Raw genomic sequence first — 12,301 nt, forward strand, 5'->3', positions numbered from 1 at the left:
CGCAAGGGAGTAAATCGGCTACCATAAGTGGACATCATTCGACTTCATTTCGACCAGACTTGTGAAAGAAGGGAAAAACAGTGGCCCAAAAGCGCAACTTCAAGGATTCGATCCGCCGCATGTTTTTGCTGTATGCTTTTGTGCCTATTTTTCTGCTGTTCGTTCTATTTTTGATCTTCACTGTAGTCAATGCCCGCTTTATGCTCGTCCACCAGACGAAGGATGCCGGCAAAGCAATCCGGTCGTCGCTCGAAGAGGTATACCGTTCCTATCATGAAGAAGTGAATCGGATGGCGGGGCTTGAGCAGGTGATCGAGTTTACCGACACTCGGCGCAACAGCCCGCTTGTATATGAAGAGTTCTATAATTTCAACAACCGGCAGCGGGTGAAAAGCATCATGCATATTTTGAACAAAAACGGAGACATACTCGCCTCTTCCGCCAACTTCAGCCCGGAATCGTCGGACAATGCGCTGAAAGCCGTCATCCTCCGGATGTCCAGGGCGCAGCAGCCCATGCTGGCCGAAACGAACCATATCCGCTTTTCCCATGACCGCTACACGGTTTATACCTTTGCAAAGGAAATCAGGAGAACCGGACAAATCATCGGCTACCTGACTTACCAGCTGTATGAAGAGGATTTCCAGAAACTTATTTTTGTGCAAAACAATGAAATTGCCGTCGTGACGGATCAGCATCATACGATTATTGCCACCACCAATAACATTGTGAGAGGACTTCTGAATAAATTAACGCTGGAAAAAGGCAATGACGGATACATTGTGATCAATAAAGGAAAATATTACGGCAGCGAAACATTTATCCCGTTGGCACAATGGCGAATATACACGCTGAGCGCAATCCAATTGAAAAACTATACTTATCTTTCGTTGGTTGTTTTCTTTGCCGCTGCCAGCGTGCTGCTTCTGTTTCTGATCCAGTATCTCGCCCGGACGATTTCTTCCCGCCATACCCGGGCCATCGACAAGCTGCTTTATGCCGTCAAGGAGCTGCAGGCCGGAAACATGCAATCCTATGTTTATATTAACTCCGGCAATGAATTCGAGACGCTGGCCGATCAGTATAATAGAATGCTGGCCCGCCTGAATGAGCTGCTGGCACGTAACGAAGAACTCTCCGATTTAAGGAGAGTTTCCGAGGTGAAGCATCTTCAATCCCAGTTTCATCCGCATTTTATATTTAATGTACTGGAAACGTTGCGATACGCGATCGTTGTAAACAATAAGGTGGCGCAGGATATTGTTCTCATCCTTTCCAGGCTTCTGCGATACAGCATCAGCACGGAAGGAAACACCGTGATGCTGAAGGATGATCTGAATTATGTCGCGGATTATTTGAAGCTGCAGCAGCTGCGTTTCAAGGACAGGCTGAGCTATACCATGAATGTCAGTGAGGAAGCGATGGGGGCGCTCGTTCCGAGGCTGATGCTGCAGGTGGCCATTGAGAATTCGATCAAATACGGCTATAAGCAGAAAGAAAGTCTGAATATCTCGGTTAACGGATACGTAACCGATCGCGATCTGGTAATCGAGGTGAACGATGACGGCGGAGGGATGAGCGAGGAGCGGCTGCGGCAAGTTCGCGAGATCATTCTGGACGCCGACAATCAAACGCCGCATATCGGACTTCACAACCTGCATCGCCGGCTGGTATTGATGTACGGGGAACGCTACGGCGTTCAAATCGGCGGCGTTCCTGGGGAAGGGACCGCTGTTCAGATCGTCATTCCTTACGGGAAGGAGGCCGCATATGTTTAAAGTGCTGCTCGTAGAAGATGAAGAAATGATCCGTAAAGGCTTGCGTCATACGTTCGACTGGCTGCAAGCAGGTTGTATCGTGATCGGCGAAGCCGAGAACGGCGAGGCCGGGCTAAACCAGATCAGAACTCTAAAGCCCGATATTGTCATCGTTGATGTTAACATGCCCCTCATGGACGGGATCGCGATGATCGAGCGAAGTGTGGAGGATGCCGTTTGCAGCTATATTATTCTGTCGGGCTACGACGAATTCGGGCTTGCCAAACAGGCCATTCGTCTTGGAGTAACGGAATATTTATTGAAGCCGCTTGAGCAGGAGCAGCTGATCGGCGCCTTGGAGCGGGCTAAGCGGCAAGTAGAGATGAAGAAGAAATATGAGTTGATGTTAAGCGCGGCTTCCGGAGGGGATGAGGAGAGGTACGCCTCTTTAATGAAGCTTCCAAGCCAATCTTCCCATTACGTATCAAAGATGATCGAATACGTTCAGGGGCATTATGCGGACAAGATCAGCATTAACGATTTGGTGAATCGGCTAGGGATCAGCTCATCTTACCTGAACCGGATATTCAAGAGCGAGACCACCTACACGTTTAACGATTTTGTGAACCGGTACCGGATTCAACGGGCGATGGATAAGCTGAAGCGCGGCGAAGGAAAAATATATACGATTGCTTCTGAAGTGGGATTCAAGGATTATAAATATTTTATCGCCATCTTCAAGAAATACGCGAACTGTACGCCTGGCCAGTATCAGGAGCAGTTTGGAGTTCATGAGATGGATTCAGGCAAATAAACGATCCGATTGACCGGACTCCATTGTGCGGCTTATGATGGACGTAAATAAAGAAATGGAGGAATAATCATGGCCCTATTCGCCAGACCTCCTTGCTAATACGCAACGACCGGTCCTTCGCGAGCGCCCCCTTTTCGGAATGAACAAGGCAAGTTCAATCCGATCTTGGAGAGGGGACAGCGAATGGACATTACAGCCAACCTTTGGAAGCTATACGCGCTTCGATTCTTCTCCAGTCTTATCCCGGCCTATGTCATCGAAAGGCTGTACTGGGAAGAGCGGGGGATGACCATTCAGATGGTCGTGTATACCGAAATTATTTATGCCGTGACGATCGTACTTCTGGAGGTTCCGACCGGCGTGATAGCCGACAAATGGGGCCGGAAAAGGATGCTGGTCATAAGTGCCCTGCTCGGGTGCGGTGAGTTTATCATTTTGTTGGCGGCGACGGAATTTTGGCATTTTGCCTTGGTCGTTTTATTGGCGGGAGTCAGCCGTTCGGCCGGCAGCGGATCGGAGAATGCTCTGCTTTATGATTCCTTGATTGTGCAAGGGAGGGCATCTTCGTTTGAAAAAGAGCTCGGCCGTTTGAACGTCTGCGACTTTGTTTCCTCGGTTCTCGCCGCTCTGTCCGGAAGCCTGCTTGCCAGCCGGCTGGGCCTGGAGCTGAATTATTGGATCTCGCTGGGAAGCGCGCTGATCGCCCTGCTTATATCGTTACTGCTGGCAGAACCGTCTCCGAATGGACGAAACGCCTCTGCCGAGGAATCGATTCCGTTCAAGCGATATGTGGCGGAATCGCTGCTCTTCTTTCGAACGAACCCGGGCGTCAGGGTAGTCTTGCTCTCCGGCATGGTGACGGGAACAGCCCTCGGCTTCATCGATGAGTTCTGGCAGTTGTATGCAAACCGGTTAGGGACGCCCGTCCTTTACTTCGGTCTGCTGTCCGCAGCGCTTATGGTTTTGCGGATGCCGGGGAATCTTCTGGTCCACGTGCTGTTAAACCGATTCAGCTACAGGACGCTGCTGATCACGGTAACGGCTGTATTCGCAGCCGGCTTCACCTTTGCTGCCATCAGTAAAAATTACGCCGGTCTGGCGGCAATGCTCGTCATCTGCTTCTTCTCCGGTGTGATGGAGCCGCTCGCCGCCGGTTACTTGCATCACCGGATCGATTCCTCAATGCGGGCTACAATCGATTCATTCCAGTCATTAGGCCTGAATGTGTTTCACATCGCTGCAGGTCTTGGTTTCGGCTATTTCTCAGTACGGTATGACGTGTTCGGCGGTTATGGCTTCATCGCGCTCCTGTGCGCCGCTTTTCTCGGCTGGCTGATCGTTGCATCGCACCAAACGGAAAAGGAGACAAAGCAGCGGGCTAACGGATGATTTTGAGTCGCGGGCAACGCAGCGCTTGGGCAAAGCGCTGCGTTGCCCACGGCTCGTTTTATGCTCCGGAGGCGGACCAATGCGCTGGGCGGGTAAGTGCCGGCGGCAGCTTTGTACCGGCATCCCCCTTCGCCGCGTTGAGCTGGGCCTGGGTAAGAAAGATGCTGTCCGTGAGGTCGGCGCCGCTGAGGTCCGCGTCCCGGAAATCAGCCCCGATGAGGTCGGCCGCCCTCAGGTCGGCGCCTCTGAGATCGGCGGCAATCAGGTTGGTCCCTCTTAAATTGGCCCCTCTAAGATCAGCCCCCCGCAGTTTGGCCCCGATAAGGTCGGCTCCTCGGCCGATCGTCTTCCGGCGGCGACCCGGGGTGATCTTCTGCCGGCGGACGGTTTCCGCCCGCATGAGTTCGCTGGCCTGCAGGAGCAGCGCATTGACATCTGCCCGGTGTGCCGACACGTCCAGTTCCATGATGGAGTCGGGACCCAGGCGAGTGAGCCGTTCCGTCTTCTCGAGCGCCAAGCTTAGCTCTCCGTGGATTGGGCGGGCCGGCTGAAACGTTAACGCTTCGGTAAGATACCAGAGGAGTTCATGGAGTTGTCGCATGGTCGGGAACACCTCAAACATTTGTTTCGCGGATCCCGGGTTTTGCCGCCAGTCGTTTCCGCCAAAGGTAACTCGGGAAACCTTCTGCCCCGCGCCGAAGCAGTCATAAACCGTGCAGCCCCGAAAGCCCCTCTGCCTGAGGCTGTCGTGAATGCCGCAGCGGAAGTCCGGTTGCAGGTTTTGGCAGGGCTGCCCGGCATCTTTGTCAGCCGCGAAATCTGATGAAGCCGCGAAGGGCAGCGCGACACAGCACAGGCCGAAGCAGCTCTCGCAGTCTGCTTGCAGACGAAGGCGGCTATCGCCCGGGAAAGGTCCTGAATATTCGTGATTCTCAAACATTGCGCGGTCTCCTTCCATTTGCATCGTATTTCCATACCCGCACAGTCTGCTCTAAAGAAACGGCTGTTGGATGATAGCAGTTATTTTCCATATGGAAGTCATTTTTTTACAATCTCTATATGGTATTACTGAATAGGCTCTCCGTCAATCCTTGCTTCCCGGTGGAATGAGTGGCAGTATTATCTTACCGGGCAGGGACGAAAACGGAACTGCCCGCACTTTTGATTATGTTCAAGAGCGACGCACTCCGCAAGGAGAAAGGGCCCGTCGTTAAATATAAAGATTGATAATTCCTCGAACAGGTTGGAAGCGCAGCTTGATGCTATATGCCAATCGTTTTTGCAAGCGGCATGTTGCAGAGCGTTGACTTTGAGTGTGCGCTCACTAATAATGGTGAATATAGCTATCGACCAATCGATGTCAATATTTAATGCGAGGGATTATATCAATGGAACTACGTGACCGAATTCTAGATGCGGCCGAGCAAGTCATCCGGACCAATGGACTTTCAAAGACGACAACGAAGGAAATTGCCCGCATCGCCGAGTGTTCCGAAGGGTCGCTGTACAACCATTTTCAAAGTAAAGAGGATCTTTTCGTACAGGTCATGAAGCGGCAGCTGAGCGATTTTCTGGCGGTCCTGCTCAAGCTTCCCGGGCGCAAGGGGACCCGGACTGTAAAGGAAAATCTGGAAGAACTCGCGCTTGCGGCGCTCGACTATTTTTATTTATCCATCACCATGACGGCATCGATGTTCACGGAACCTGTTTTTCTGGCCCGCCATCGGGAAGGATTCCAACAGCGCAACGAAGGCCCGCACCGTGCCAACGAAGTCGTAGCGGTTTATATGCGTGCCGAACAGAAGCTTGGCAGGATAAGCGCCGACATCAATCCCGGAAGGGCCGCTGATTTGCTGTTGGGGGCTTGCTTTCAGCACGCCTTTCACCTGCAATTTTTAGGCCATGACGAATCGCCGGAAGCACGGCAGCAGTTCGTCGGGGATGCTTTGCAGACGCTGATGCGCGGACTCCTGCCTTGATTGGGGCCGAATGGCCCTTCATGGCAGTCTCATCGTGGTAATCCTTGACAGAGGTAAAAACAGTTTTTATAATTATGAGTGAGTGCACACTCATAATCAATTATTACGTCTCAAGGTGTGCCACCGTTCACGCCGCTCTATGGGTGAGTGCTCACTCAAAGAGCGGGGAATCTCATTGAAGAGGTGAAAAACATGATTCTGGTAACAGGCGCAACAGGTACGGTAGGACGTCACGTTGTCCGGGAGCTGCAGATGGCCGGCCATGACGTGCGGGCATTGAGCCGCAATCCGGAGAAGGCGAATTTTCCGGAAGGCGTGCAGGCGGCAGCCGGAGACTTGATGAAGACGGACACGCTGCCCAGAGCTCTGGACGGGGTGGACAAAGTGTTCTGGATATTGCCCCTCGCCGCGGACTTCAACTTCCCGCGGATCGCCCGGCAGCACGGGGTTCGGCATATCGTGCTGCTCTCGGCGTCGGCGGTTGAAGTCGGCGCAGATAATGCCATTGCGCGAATCCACTTGCAAGCGGAGCAGGCTGTCCGGGAATCGGGCGCCGCCTGGACATTTCTTCGTCCCGGCGCCTTCATGACCAATGCGTTCCAGTGGGCGCCTTCGATCCGGTCCGACGGAGTTGTCAGGATCCCGTTCGGCGACATCAGCGCGCCTGCCGTCGATTCGCGGGACATTGCCGCCGTTGCCGCAAAGGCGCTCAGCTCGGACGGGCATGAAGGGAAGACATACACCTTAACCGGACCGGAATCGATTACCGCCAGAGATCAGGTACGCATCCTTGGAGACGCAATGGGCCGCAATCTCGGTTTTGAAACGATCCCAAGCGACATCGCCCGCGATCATATGCTTCGGCATATGCCCGTGCATATTGTCGAGGCTCTCTTTGATCTGAACAGGCATGCCGGGGCTTTTGCTAACGTGCTTCCTACGGTGGAAGAAGTAACCGGCCGAACTCCTCTCTCCTTCAAGCAATGGGCGATCGATCATATCGACTCTTTTCGGTAAATGCTCCGAAATCATCAATTGAGAAAGCAGGGATCTTCTATGGCCGATCAATTGAAAAACAATGCGCGCCACGCGGACGCAGGCCTGTCTTCAGGCGCTGGCTGGGCGGTGCCCGCCATGAAGTGGATGGCGCGAACTTTTGCATTGTTCATCGCGGCACAGGTGTTTTTGGCCGGTCTGGCTATGTTCGTGGATTCGGATTGGACGGCTCATGCGAACTTTGCCCGCTTTTTTATTATTATTCCGATCCTGATGATGCTGGTGTCGTTCATCGCGCGGCTGCCGGTCAGCTATCGGGTGAAGAGCATCCAACTGCTCGTCATGGTCATCCTGATGTTCGTCACCGCCGATCTATCTTCGGTTATCGGATTTTTGTCCGCCCTTCACCCGGTCCTATCGCTGGCCATGTTTTGGATTACGTTGGCGATCGCGCGGCAGGCAGCTGCTCAAACAACAAAATAATGATGGGAGATGATAGGATGAATATCGTCATTTTTGGAGCTAACGGTCCGACAGGACGACTCTTGACGAAACAAGCGGTTGCTGAAGGTCATACGGTGACGGCAGTCACCCGCCGCCCGGAGACATTCCCGCTTCGACACGACCGTTTGCAGGTGATGGGCGGAGATGTGTTCGACCTCTCGTCTGTTGAACAAGCGGTCGCCGGAAAGGATGCCGTTCTCTCTACCCTCGGTGTCCCCTTTAGCCGCAAAACGATTACCGTCTATTCGGAAGGCATTGCTAATATTATGCGGGCCATGAACGAACACGGCGTTCGTCGCCTCGTCTGTGTGACCTCGAGCGCTGTCGAACCTCACTATGATCCGGAGGGCGGATTTGTTTTTGAGAAAATTGTACAGCCGGCGATCACGCGCACCATTGGGCGGACGCTGTATGATGATATGCGGCGGATGGAAACGCTGGTGAAGAACAGCAACCTTGACTGGACGATTGTCCGGCCCTCCGGTCTCTTTGAGACGCCGACCGTCACTCGCTATCAAGTCCATGAAGGGCACATAAAAGGAAGATTTACCTCAAGAACCGATCTGGCGGACTGTATGCTTCAGCAACTCACCCATGACAAGTATTTGCACAAGGTTGCGGCGGTGGCAACGGTCGCGGTGCAGCCCAGCATGTTTAAGCTCATTATGAAAGAGGCGTTCCAGCGACGGCCTAGCTAGTCGAGTCGTCGAAGGGGCTGTACCATAACTGTTCGCATGAATGAGCAAGTCCCGAATATGACGCAACACGGCCTCCGGTTCCGCTGGCATAGCGGTGCCGGAGGTCCTTCACTATGTAGGCAGAGGTGGAGGTCCTTCACTGTGTAAACGGAGCCGGAGGTCTTGCCCACTGGGCAAACGGATATGTAGGCCCTGCCTCACTAAAGATGCAAATGTGCAGTTTTGATATGTTTGCAGGAATTTTAACGTAATCGTTAAATAAACAGAAAAAGGATGTATGCATGCATGTATTTCAAGAATTTCCCCTTCGTGCAACGACCAGGATGCGGTCCGCATGCCGGAACGCCGCGAGACGATGGGAGATCGGCGATAACCAGCGTTGTACCGTTGTGCGACGGCCTCTTTCTTGCATCGTACACCCGGCATGGGCGTCATCCGTCAAATCAAGCACTTTCCGCTTTCTTCAAATTTTGTTTAATAATCGCAACTCAGGAAATTTTCAAACGTCTATTTATCAAGTATGAGAAAAGGAGGTATCCGTATTGAAGACGATCAGAATTTCAATTGTTGCGGCATTCGTTCTCATGTGTCTTCCACTTCTTCAAACAAGCGTATTCGCGGCGGATGCAAAATCCCCTGTCATGGTCGGCATAGCCGCCGGGTATGGGCACGCGATCGGATTATGGAGCGACGGATCGGTTGCCGGTTGGGGCTTCAATAAATCCGGACAAGTCGGAGACGGCACAAAAATCGATCAATATGTGCCCAAGAAGCTGCCGGGTTTGCCTCCGATCATTCAAGTAGCTGCAAGCGGCGGCCAATCCTTTGCGTTGGATCGGGACGGAAAAGTATGGGCTTGGGGATTAACATATACGACAAGCAACTTTGAAGCGACAGGGCAGTATTACACCACGACGCTTCCGCATCGGCTCGATGGAATAACCGACGCGGTGTCGATTCACTCCGGCGGCAGTTTAGGCGCAGCGATTTTGAAGAGCGGTCAGATTGATCTGTGGTATCCGTTCTACGACCCGAATACGAATGAATCCTCTCATCGCTATTTATCTCTCGAAGGCATGGGACCCGCGAAATCGGCAGCCATCAGCGGAAGCGATGTATTTGTTTTGAAACAGGACGGCACGGTTCGTATGGTTAATGTGTACAACGAATTCGCCGGCCGCTTTCGGTTGGAAAGTGAACTGAGGATCAAGCAGATTTTGCCGATGACAGATATTAAGGCGATAGCGGCAGCCGGCAATGACGTTTTTATGTTACAGGGAAATGGAACCGCGATGCGCTATAATACGTTAACGAAAAAGCTCGCGAACGTGCATGGTCTGGATCGCATTTACGACATTAAGACGGCAAGCAACCAACTGATTGCGCTGAAAAATAATGGAACGGTGTGGCTGTGGAAGTATAACGAATTGCCGCTCAAGAGTCCCGTTAAGATTGAAGGCTTGTCACATATTGCATCGATCGCCGGCAGTTCCAGTCAGCTGCACTTTGCCATTCAGAAGAACGGAACAGCGTTTGCGTGGGGAAGTGGTTATTACGGCAGCATGGGGACAGGAACAGGTGACAACGCAGATGATTTTAACACCCCTAAAAAGATAGCCCAGCCTCTAACGTGGGTAATAAACGGCGAAGAGATCAGCTTTTCGGCTTCATCATCCATTCACGAAGGCAAGCTGTACGTACCTTACAACAGCGTGTGGGAGCCGCTTGGTATTAGCGTCACTTTAGGGCAGACAAAGCCCGATAACAATTATCGTATATTTTCGATTTGGACGTTGGCTTATCGTGGAAAGACGATTGTGTTTAAAGATGGGGATCCGGCTGTTATGTACGTTAACGGCAAACAAAGCGGCATTCATGCGGAACTCCGTCATCTATCGAACTCAACCCAATTCCCTCTTGAATTGATTTGCGGGCAATTTGGAATCAGGTACAAATGGGAACCATCAACCGGGATCGTTACACTGGAGAGCATGAAACAGAACTGATTTGCCGGGGGCAAATCAGTTCCCAACTTTGGTTTAATAATCATAAAGAAGAAACAAACGGTACATAATAACTCTTATCCAACAGGCTTATAAAAGAAAAGCATCTCTCTAACATTCAGCTCTCACAAACCGTTGGCGGACAGAATCGACATCATTGGAAAGCGGGGATATTAAATGCTGAAGCCGGATGCCTTATCGAAAGAAAAACAGGCGCAAGAAGACAATCATAAGTTCAGTGAAGTCAATGAATTGGGCCATGAACGCAACGAAGTAGCGAAAGCGCAAAAAGAGATGGCATCGCAAGAAACTGCAGGAGTTTTCGATCAAGAATAAACATCCATATTTATGCCGAAAACCGGAAAGCCCCTAAGCAAATAGGGGCTTATTCATGTTAACTCAGATTGGTATCGCGCCAACCGCCAAGTCTTGCAGGGATCGGGGTCCGCGGCATGTTGCTAATAAATCGAATTGAAATGTTTTACTTGAATATTCTCAAATGTTGCCGTTCCACCTTCTGCGAATAGCGTAATCCCTTTATCATCCAAGTTTGGGAATACTTCACTGGAGAAGGCTGCTTGTCCATCATCAATAAATACCTCTACCGTCGTTTTGTCGACAAGCACTTTTAGATGAGCGTATTTTTTATCCTTGTCAAACGGCGCTTTACTCTCTTGAAAACGTTTTGAATGATCAGGATTTGCAGTGAATGTCCGATTCAGATAAGAAACATGTCCTGCAACAAAAATACCAAGATCGATATGTCTTGTTTTATCCTTTGACTCTCTTAACCGGATCCCGACATTTTTAATTTGATCCCATGAGACATCGGCCTCTAATTGATAGGTATCGCCTTTAATATCGAGGGTGGTATCGTCTGTAACCTCTAATTTGTTTATCGTGTCGGTATGTTTGATCAACTTATCCAAGTTTTCCGTTGGCTGAGAAACAAGACTGTATCCATTTCCTTTCCTTTTTAATTCAATGCTGCGCACAATGGAATTTGTACCGTTAAAACCGTCCGATAATGCTGGCGTATTGTGGGCGTAATCCCAGTTGTTCATCCAGGCAATCGCATAGCGCCGGCCGAATTTATCGTCGCTCGGACCCTCTTCGAATGTTACGCCTGCGTACCAGTCAAATCCGTAATCCAGCCATTGCGGCTCCCCATCATCGGCTTTGAACTGTTGTCCATCGAAGTGACCTGTCCAATAGGCATACGTATTCGGTTTACCCTTGGCTTTACCGTTTGCGCTAACTCCTAATATCCACTTGTACGAACCGTCATCGGCCCGCAAAACATAAAGATCGGGGCATTCAATCAGGCCGATGTCATGGGTCATGAATCCGCTCATATACCGCCAGCTTTTTAAATCGTTTGATTCATAAAATCCGACTTTTTGCCCTTCGGCAAGAGTCATGACCCATTTTTTCGCTTCATGATCCCAAATTATTTTAGGGTCTCTAAAATCTGTTCCCCAATTTTCCATAATAGGGTTACTATTGTAAAATTGAAATGTTTTTCCCTGGTCGGTACTGTACCACATGTACTGCTTCTGTTTTCCTCCATCGGTAGAAGGCTGCGTCACGATTGCAATTACGGCGCCATAACCAAAACCGGCCGTATTTTCATGATCGACGACTGCCGATCCCGACCAAGGGTCGCCATTTGGGGTGGTGTATTTCGGTATTGCCACACCTTCATCTGTCCAATGAATCAGGTCGGATGAAGTCGCGTGCCTCCATTCCGTACCATTTCCATCCGGGTAATCTTTATTGTAAAGATAATAGTAATGATATTTTCCATCCAAATAAATCGGGCGCTGAGGGTCATTCATCCATTTATCCGGTACGGTAAAATGATACGCGGCTCGATAGCCGTCTTGAGCGCTTTCCGTTTCGGTTTCAGTTCTGGTTTTCTGAGAGTGAAACAACGGAACGGTTGAAAAGAAAATGATGAAAAAAAATAAACCGATTAATAATGATATTGATATTTTTGTTCGCTTTTTCACAATTCCCCTCCAGTTATTGGTTAATTTCAGGGTATTAACGATTATCTATTATAGTATAGTTTAACGCCGTCTTTAATACACAAATCTTACCTTCTCCTGGATGCAGAGTGCATCACAACATGCGGGCAAGACTTTGGGTGACCCGGAAA

11 protein-coding genes are annotated in these 12,301 nt (G+C 50.6%); 9 read left to right on the forward strand and 2 right to left on the reverse strand.

Annotated features, from left to right (window positions below; translation table 11 throughout):
* Positions 1 to 80: 80 nt before the first annotated feature.
* The 3 genes from VN24_RS13220 to VN24_RS13230 all read left to right on the forward strand — a co-directional run bounded on the left by VN24_RS13220 (position 81) and on the right by VN24_RS13230 (position 3,960).
* Entirely contained in the window at positions 81 to 1,778 is a 1,698-nt protein-coding gene (locus VN24_RS13220) for a sensor histidine kinase (RefSeq protein ID WP_238590682.1), read from the forward strand.
* Positions 1,771 to 2,571 carry a response regulator transcription factor gene (locus VN24_RS13225; RefSeq protein ID WP_045670786.1) on the forward strand — a complete coding sequence of 267 codons (801 nt, stop codon included), beginning with the start codon at positions 1,771 to 1,773 and terminating at the stop codon, positions 2,569 to 2,571. Before VN24_RS13220 ends, VN24_RS13225 begins: the two co-directional genes overlap by 8 nt.
* A 183-nt stretch (positions 2,572 to 2,754) precedes the next feature.
* Positions 2,755 to 3,960, forward strand: coding sequence for an MFS transporter (locus VN24_RS13230; protein WP_045670787.1), 1,206 nt, complete (start codon positions 2,755 to 2,757; stop codon positions 3,958 to 3,960).
* 58 nt (positions 3,961 to 4,018) lie between these two features.
* Here VN24_RS13230 and VN24_RS13235 read toward each other — a convergent pair whose 3' ends face one another.
* Positions 4,019 to 4,900, reverse strand: coding sequence for a pentapeptide repeat-containing protein (locus VN24_RS13235; RefSeq protein WP_045670788.1), 882 nt, complete (start codon positions 4,898 to 4,900; stop codon positions 4,019 to 4,021).
* Positions 4,901 to 5,348: 448 nt separating this feature from the next.
* Here VN24_RS13235 and VN24_RS13240 point away from each other — a divergent pair, with 448 nt between their 5' ends.
* The 6 genes from VN24_RS13240 (at position 5,349) to VN24_RS27835 (ending at position 10,476) form a co-directional block, all read left to right on the forward strand.
* Positions 5,349 to 5,939, forward strand: a complete 591-nt coding sequence (locus VN24_RS13240) for a TetR/AcrR family transcriptional regulator (RefSeq protein WP_045670789.1) — start codon at positions 5,349 to 5,351, stop codon at positions 5,937 to 5,939.
* Between the two features lie 192 nt (positions 5,940 to 6,131).
* Positions 6,132 to 6,956: an SDR family oxidoreductase gene (locus VN24_RS13245; RefSeq protein WP_045670790.1), complete on the forward strand. Its 825-nt coding sequence runs from the start codon at positions 6,132 to 6,134 to the stop codon at positions 6,954 to 6,956.
* A gap of 39 nt (positions 6,957 to 6,995) precedes the next feature.
* Positions 6,996 to 7,418, forward strand: a complete 423-nt coding sequence (locus tag VN24_RS13250) for a DUF6220 domain-containing protein (protein WP_052702926.1) — start codon at positions 6,996 to 6,998, stop codon at positions 7,416 to 7,418.
* A gap of 17 nt (positions 7,419 to 7,435) precedes the next feature.
* A complete protein-coding gene (locus VN24_RS13255) occupies positions 7,436 to 8,137 on the forward strand; it encodes an NAD(P)-dependent oxidoreductase (protein ID WP_045670791.1) in 702 nt (233 codons plus the stop codon).
* A 542-nt stretch (positions 8,138 to 8,679) separates the two neighbouring features.
* Positions 8,680 to 10,143, forward strand: a complete 1,464-nt coding sequence (locus VN24_RS13260) for a stalk domain-containing protein (RefSeq protein WP_052702927.1) — start codon at positions 8,680 to 8,682, stop codon at positions 10,141 to 10,143.
* Positions 10,144 to 10,317: 174 nt separating this feature from the next.
* The gene (locus VN24_RS27835) at positions 10,318 to 10,476 is read left to right on the forward strand and encodes a hypothetical protein (protein WP_169751046.1); all 159 of its coding nucleotides are present in this window, start codon (positions 10,318 to 10,320) and stop codon (positions 10,474 to 10,476) included.
* 122 nt (positions 10,477 to 10,598) lie between these two features.
* On the opposite strand, the gene VN24_RS13265 is transcribed toward VN24_RS27835, so the two are convergent.
* A complete protein-coding gene (locus tag VN24_RS13265) occupies positions 10,599 to 12,152 on the reverse strand; it encodes a glycoside hydrolase family 32 protein (protein WP_045670792.1) in 1,554 nt (517 codons plus the stop codon).
* Positions 12,153 to 12,301 lie beyond the last annotated feature (149 nt).

Source organism: Paenibacillus beijingensis (genome assembly GCF_000961095.1).
Lineage (GTDB): Bacteria > Bacillota > Bacilli > Paenibacillales > Paenibacillaceae > Paenibacillus_O > Paenibacillus_O beijingensis.

Coding starts and splice junctions, on each gene's coding strand:
- VN24_RS13235 (WP_045670788.1), bottom strand. CDS start 4,900: ATGTTTGAGAATCACGAATATTCAGGACCTTTCCCGGGCGATAGCCGC.
- VN24_RS13230 (WP_045670787.1), top strand. CDS start 2,755: ATGGACATTACAGCCAACCTTTGGAAGCTATACGCGCTTCGATTCTTC.
- VN24_RS13255 (WP_045670791.1), top strand. CDS start 7,436: ATGAATATCGTCATTTTTGGAGCTAACGGTCCGACAGGACGACTCTTG.
- VN24_RS13245 (WP_045670790.1), top strand. CDS start 6,132: ATGATTCTGGTAACAGGCGCAACAGGTACGGTAGGACGTCACGTTGTC.
- VN24_RS13240 (WP_045670789.1), top strand. CDS start 5,349: ATGGAACTACGTGACCGAATTCTAGATGCGGCCGAGCAAGTCATCCGG.
- VN24_RS27835 (WP_169751046.1), top strand. CDS start 10,318: ATGCTGAAGCCGGATGCCTTATCGAAAGAAAAACAGGCGCAAGAAGAC.
- VN24_RS13250 (WP_052702926.1), top strand. CDS start 6,996: ATGGCCGATCAATTGAAAAACAATGCGCGCCACGCGGACGCAGGCCTG.
- VN24_RS13225 (WP_045670786.1), top strand. CDS start 1,771: ATGTTTAAAGTGCTGCTCGTAGAAGATGAAGAAATGATCCGTAAAGGC.